Annotated in this window: 3 protein-coding genes; 1 reads left to right on the forward strand and 2 read right to left on the reverse strand. The window is 61.4% G+C overall.

Going from position 1 to position 2014, the window contains the following annotated elements; genetic code table 11:
• Together A2J01_RS14910 and A2J01_RS14915 are read right to left on the reverse strand one after the other, a co-directional pair.
• The coding region (locus A2J01_RS14910; RefSeq protein WP_197494227.1) for a 6,7-dimethyl-8-ribityllumazine synthase at nucleotides 1-222 on the reverse strand (222 nt) is incomplete at its 3' end.
• Between the two features lie 46 nt (nucleotides 223-268).
• Nucleotides 269-781: an Lrp/AsnC family transcriptional regulator gene (locus A2J01_RS14915; protein ID WP_003941343.1), complete on the reverse strand. Its 513-nt coding sequence runs from the start codon at nucleotides 779-781 to the stop codon at nucleotides 269-271.
• A gap of 219 nt (nucleotides 782-1000) precedes the next feature.
• Here A2J01_RS14915 and A2J01_RS14920 point away from each other — a divergent pair.
• The coding region (locus tag A2J01_RS14920; RefSeq protein ID WP_064113000.1) for a Glu/Leu/Phe/Val family dehydrogenase at nucleotides 1001-2014 on the forward strand (1014 nt) is incomplete at its 3' end.

Raw genomic sequence — 2014 nt, forward strand, 5'->3', positions numbered from 1 at the left:
CAGACCTGCGGCAACGATCGCCTGGTAGCGGCCGCTCTTGGCCAACCGCCGGGCGTGCAGCGGGATCTCGAAAGCTCCCGGTACCTCGAAGAAATCAACCGTGTTCTTGGGGTAGCCGAGCTCGACGATCGCGTCGGTGAATCCGTCGCGTGCACGGTCGACGATGTTGCGATGCCACGTCGCCTGAATGAACGCGATGCGCTGTCCCTGGATCTCACTCATAACCATGAAACTAGCGCACTTGGAAGCATCGACGCGACCACCCGTCCTAGTCCTGCTGACGGGGGAAGGCGGTCGAACGACCCCATCCGGCGTCATTGGTGAGGTGCTCGAGAAGAGGCTGAATTCGATACGGAAGGGGATTGGTCAGAGCGATGGTCGTGGTCGAATGCGTGACGCCTGGAAGTGACACGATCTGCTCGGCCAACTTCTGCAGCGCCGCGTGCGTCGAGGTGGCGACGCGAACGAGCAAATCCTCGCGACCGGTTGTGGCGTGAATTTCGATCACCTCGGGCAACTCGGTCAGACTCCGAGCGACTGCACTGATCTTGCCCTGCTCGAGTTCCAGACCGACAAATGCCTGAATCGGGATACCGACCTCGGGGAGATTGAGATTCGGCCGAAACCCGGTGAGAAGTCCGTTGGATTCCATGCGCTTCATTCGCGACTGGACGGTGTTGCGGGCGACGCCCAACGAGTTGGCCAACTCGGCCACACTCATCCTCGAGTCCTTGCTGAGCAGACCGAGCAACTGGACGTCGAGCTTGTCGATGCTGAGCACTTTGTGAACCTCTCCTCAGTGATATGAGTCACTGGATGATCGAATTGACTAGTTCAAGAGATTTGCATTGACCAAATCGTAACTCAGGCAGAGCATTGGTTCCACGAATTGCTCAGCGGGATTCTCTTTGGGTTATTTGTCCCCAATAGTACCCAATGGCCAATTCGTCCCAATATTTCGACTGCGCCCCGTTAATCCTTCGGAAAGGTCTATCCCACAATGACTCTCACCGCCGAGCCCGTGAACTCCGTTGTTTCCCATGGCGACACTGCGGGCGTGTTCGATCGCGCCGACTACCTGCGCGATTACCCCCACGAGCAGGTGAGCTTCTTCCAGGATCCCGCGAGCGGCCTCAAGGCCATCGTCGCCAACCACTCCACGCCGCTCGGCCCCGCGCTCGGCGGAACGCGCTTCTACCCGTACTCCGACGAATCTGCCGCAGTCACAGACGTTTTGCGCCTCTCGCGCGGCATGACCTACAAGGCTGCGGTTGCCGGCGTCGACCTCGGCGGCGGCAAGGCTGTCATCATCGGCGACCCCGCAACGGCCAAGACCGACGAATTGCTCGGCGCCTACGCAAAATTCGTCCAGACCCTCGGCGGCCGCTACATCACCGCTGGTGACGTCGGAACCAACTCCAACGATCTCGACATCATCGGTCGTAACACCGACTACGTCGTCGGCCGCAACGCCACGGTCGGCGGTTCCGGCGACAGCGCTCCGATGACGGCCCTCGGCGTATTCCAGTCGATGCGCGCCGCGGCACAGTCGCATTGGGGCACTCCGTCGCTCGCAGGCAAGACTGTTGGTGTCGAGGGCACAGGCAAGGTCGGCTACGAGCTGATCAAGCTCCTCCTCGCAGACGGCGCAACCGTTCTCGCGACCGACGTCAACGCCGCAGCGCTCGACCGTGTCAAGGCTGACTTCCCGCAGGTGAGCATCGTCGACAGCATCATCGACGCCGATCTCGACGTTTACGCACCCTGCGCGATGGGCGCAACCCTCACAGACACGACCGCACGCTCGATCAAGGCCGAGGTTGTCTGCGGCGCTGCCAACAACCAGCTCACCGTCCCCGAGGTCGAGAACATCCTCCGCGACCGCGGCATCACCTGGACCCCTGACTACGTGGCGAACGGCGGCGGCCTCATCCAGGTCGCCGGCGAGCTGAAGGGCAACTCGGCCGAAGAGGTCAAGCTCAAGGTCGAGAAGATCTTCGACACGGTCACCGAG

The sequence above is a fragment of the Rhodococcus sp. EPR-134 genome (assembly GCF_001647205.1).
GTDB lineage: Bacteria > Actinomycetota > Actinomycetes > Mycobacteriales > Mycobacteriaceae > Rhodococcus_F > Rhodococcus_F qingshengii.